The sequence below is a fragment of the Streptomyces acidicola genome (assembly GCF_009377235.1).
GTDB classification, from domain to species: Bacteria; Actinomycetota; Actinomycetes; order Streptomycetales; family Streptomycetaceae; genus Streptomyces; species Streptomyces acidicola.
In genome coordinates, this window is record NZ_VMNX01000441.1 from 1 (window position 1) to 3,533 (window position 3,533).

At 70.9% G+C, this 3,533-nt stretch carries 3 protein-coding genes; 2 read left to right on the forward strand and 1 reads right to left on the reverse strand.

The genetic code is table 11. The features are described from left to right. Positions 1–81: 81 nt before the first annotated feature. Complete coding sequence (locus tag FPZ41_RS45625; protein ID WP_322621569.1) at positions 82–903, reverse strand: IclR family transcriptional regulator; 822 nt, start codon at positions 901–903, stop codon at positions 82–84. A gap of 242 nt (positions 904–1,145) precedes the next feature. Here FPZ41_RS45625 and allB point away from each other — a divergent pair, with 242 nt between their 5' ends. Continuing rightward, entirely contained in the window at positions 1,146–2,501 is a 1,356-nt protein-coding gene (gene allB, locus FPZ41_RS45630) for an allantoinase AllB (protein ID WP_322621570.1), read from the forward strand. Positions 2,502–2,552: 51 nt separating this feature from the next. Further along, positions 2,553–3,533: allantoicase (gene alc, locus FPZ41_RS45635; protein ID WP_322621571.1), on the forward strand; the 981-nt coding region annotated here is incomplete at its 3' end.

Here is a 3,533-nt window from a genome sequence, read left to right on the forward strand (position 1 = left end):
GCCCCTGGGGATGGGACGGGTAGGGGCGGCGGGGGCGAGAATCCGGGTTCAGGCGCTCGCGGCGGGGGCGAGAAGCCGGTCCTAGACGCCCGCCCCGGAACTGGCCAGCGCCTCGGACAACTCCGCGGCCACCTGCTGCAGCACGGGCACGATCCGCTCGGTCGCCGGATCCGTCACCCGGCCCGCAGGGCCCGAGATCGAGATCGCCGCGGCGGTCGGCGAGTCGGGCACGGAGACGGCCAGGCAACGGACCCCGATCTCCTGCTCGTTGTCATCGACGGCGTACCCGAGACGACGTACCTCCTCCAGCGCGGCCAGAAAGCCGTCCGGCGTGGTGATCGTCTTCTCGGTGGCGGCGGGCATGCCCGTACGGGTCAGCAGGGCGCGGACCTCCGCGTCCGGGAAGCCCGCGAGCAGTGCCTTGCCCACGCCCGTGGAGTGCGGCAGCACCCGGCGCCCCACCTCGGTGAACATGCGCATCGAGTGCTTGGACGGCACCTGCGCGACATACACGATCTCGTCGCCGTCCAGCAGCGCCATGTTCGCCGTCTCACCGGTCTCCTCGACCAGCCGGGCGAGGTAGGGGCGGGCCCAGGTGCCCAGCAGCCGGGACGCCGACTCGCCGAGGCGGATCAGCCGGGGGCCGAGCGCGTACCGCCGGTTGGGCTGCTGGCGGACGTAACCGCAGGCCACGAGCGTGCGCATCAGCCGGTGGATCGTGGGCAACGGCAGCCCGCTGCTCACGGAGAGCTCACTCAGCCCCACCTCGCCGCCCGCATCGGCCATCCGCTCCAGCAGGTCGAAGGCGCGCTCAAGGGACTGGACGCCGCCGGTCGCGGCGGACGGCTTGTCGGTGGTGCTGGCGCTCGACTTGTCGGTGGAGCTGGCGCTCGACGTCGGCACGGCGCGTTCCTTTCGGCTGGCAAGCAGGGCGACAGCCTACCCGCGAGTCGCATTCCGACCTCTTGGAAAGCTACGTTCTGCCTGCTGGAATGTTAATTCCATTTTGTGGAAACGTACAGAGCGCCGGAGATGGGTGCACAGTGGGCAAGGATGCTCTTGACGGTGGGGATGGGGGAGTGAAAACTCCCTCAACAGATCGTTGAAATCCCTGGTGTGGGAGCCGGCGCGAGAGAGGGGTCCGGGTGTCCGACGACAGAGGGAACGACGTCGAGCTGGTGCTGCGTTCGACGCGCGTGATCACCCCCGAGGGGACGCGCGCCGCATCGGTCGCGGTCGCCGGCGGCGGGATCACGGCCGTGCTGCCGTACGACACAGGGGTGCCGGCGGGAGCCCGGCTGGAGGACTTCGGCGACGACGTCCTGCTGCCCGGACTCGTCGACACCCACGTGCACGTCAACGACCCAGGCCGCACCGAGTGGGAGGGCTTCTGGACCGCGACCCGCGCGGCGGCGGCCGGCGGTATCACCACCCTCGTCGACATGCCCCTCAACTCCCTCCCGCCGACCACGACCGTCGACCACCTGCGTACCAAGCAAGAGGTCGCCGCGGCCAAGGCACACATCGACGTGGGCTTCTGGGGCGGCGCGCTCCCCGACAACGTCAAGGACCTGCGGCCGCTGCACGACGCGGGCGTCTTCGGCTTCAAGGCGTTCCTGTCGCCTTCGGGCGTGGACGAGTTCCCGGAGCTCGACAGGGAGCAACTGGACCGGTCGATGGCGGAGATCGCCGGTTTCGGCGGACTGCTGATCGTGCACGCCGAGGACCCGCAGCGCCTGGCCTCCGCCCGGCAACAGGGCGGCCCGAAGTACGCCGACTTCCTCGCCTCACGCCCGCGCGGCGCCGAGGACGCGGCCATCACGATCCTGATCGAGCAGGCGAGACGGCATGGCGCCCGTGTGCACGTGCTCCATCTGTCGTCGAGCGACGCGCTGCCGCTGATCGCCGAGGCCAGACGCGAGGGCGTACGCATCACCGTCGAGACCTGCCCGCACTATCTGACGCTGACGGCAGAGGAAGTCCCGGACGGCGCAAGCGAGTTCAAGTGCTGTCCGCCCATCCGCGAGGCCGCCAACCAGGACCTGCTCTGGCAGGCGCTGGCCGACGGCACGATCGACTGTGTGGTCACCGACCACTCCCCGTCCACGGCGGCCCTCAAGACCGACGACTTCGCCACCGCCTGGGGCGGTATCTCCGGCCTTCAGCTCAGCCTGCCGGCGGTGTGGACCGAGGCGCGCAAGCGGGGCCACGGTCTGGAGGACGTGGTCCGCTGGATGTCGACGCGTACGGCACGGCTCGTGGGCCTGGACGGACGCAAGGGCGCCATAGCGGTGGGCCGGGACGCCGACTTCGCCGTCCTCGCCCCCGACGAGACGTTCACCGTCGACCCCGCGGCCCTCCAGCACCGCAACCGCGTCACGGCGTACGCCGGCAGGACCCTGTACGGCGTGGTCAGGTCCACGTGGCTGCGCGGCGAACGCGTCGTCGCGGACGGCGAGTTCACCGACCCGAAGGGGCGACTCCTCACCCGGCCCTCCTGATCCCCGTCCCGCACCCGCGGCGCCCCACTCCGAAAGGCAGACCTGATCACAGTGACGGCGCAGTATCGATCCCCTTTGGCCCGTTTCACCGGCGACGCGAACCCCTACGGAGGCGGCGACCCCTACGCGGACTACCGCACCGCCGACTTCCCCTTCACCCACTACGCCAACCTCGCCGACCGTCGGCTCGGAGCCGGGGTCATCGCCGCCAACGACGAGTTCTTCGCCCAGCGCGAGAACCTCCTGGTGCCCGAGCGCGCCGAGTTCGACCCCGAGCACTTCGGGCACAAGGGCAAGATCATGGACGGCTGGGAGACACGTCGGCGCCGTGGCGTCTCGGCGGACCACCCGTGGCCGACGGCCGAGGACCACGACTGGGCGCTGGTCCGTCTCGGCGCGCCGGGTGTCGTCCGGGGCGTCGTGGTCGACACGGCCCACTTCCGCGGCAACTACCCCCAGGCCGTCTCGATCGAGGGCGTGTCGTTCCCCGGCGCCCCGTCCCCGGAGGAGCTCCTCGCGGACGACGTGAAGTGGACGACGCTCGTCCCCCGCACCCCGGTCGGCGGCCACGCGGCCAACGGCTTCACCGTGTCCGTCGAGCAGCGCTTCACACACCTGCGGGTGAACCAGCACCCCGACGGGGGCGTCGCGCGGCTGCGGGTCCACGGCGAGGTCGTCCCGGACCCCGCGTGGCTCGCGGCCCTCGGCACCTTCGACGTCGTGGCCCTGGAGAACGGCGGCCAGGCGGAGGACGCGTCGAACCTCTTCTACTCGCCCGCCACGAACTCCATCCAGCCGGGCCGGCCGCGGGCGATGCACGAGTGCTGGGAGACCCGTCGCCGCCGGGACCAGGGGCATGACTGGATCCGCTACCGGCTGGCCGCCCAGTCCGAGATCCGCGCGATCGAGATCGACACGGCGTATCTGAAGGGGAACGCGGCGGGGTGGGCGTCGGTGTCGGTACGGAACGGTGAGAAGGAGGGGGAGCCTCTATGTCTTTCGTCAAGCGAGGCGTGGGGTTCTGGGTTCGTA